We start from the raw sequence: 255 nt of genomic DNA on the forward strand, positions 1-255 counted from the left end.
TGACGAAGGTCAGCGCCGCAAACAGCAGCATCGCGCCCTGCGCGAAATTGAGCACGCCCGAGGTCTTGTAGATCAGCACGAATCCGATCGCGACCAGCGAATACATCACCCCCGACAGCAGGCCGCCCACCAAGACCTCGATCAGAAACTGATAATCGAACATCAGACCGCGAGCTCCGTGACGTCCTGATGCGCAACGCCGAGATAGGCGTCGATCACCGCCTGGTCGGCCCTCACCTCGTCGGGCGTGCCGTC

The 255-nt window shown here is 62.0% G+C and carries 1 protein-coding gene and 1 pseudogene; both read right to left on the reverse strand.

Features of this window, described 5'->3' with window-relative positions:
* Positions 1-163: pseudogene (locus tag FNJ47_RS55660) on the reverse strand (branched-chain amino acid ABC transporter permease); the annotation flags it as partial.
* The coding region (locus FNJ47_RS55665; protein ID WP_206685427.1) for an ABC transporter ATP-binding protein C-terminal domain-containing protein at positions 163-255 on the reverse strand (93 nt) is incomplete at its 5' end. The pseudogene FNJ47_RS55660 and the gene FNJ47_RS55665, both read right to left, overlap by 1 nt.

The sequence above is a fragment of the Bradyrhizobium uaiense genome (assembly GCF_010811875.1).
GTDB lineage: Bacteria > Pseudomonadota > Alphaproteobacteria > Rhizobiales > Xanthobacteraceae > Bradyrhizobium > Bradyrhizobium uaiense.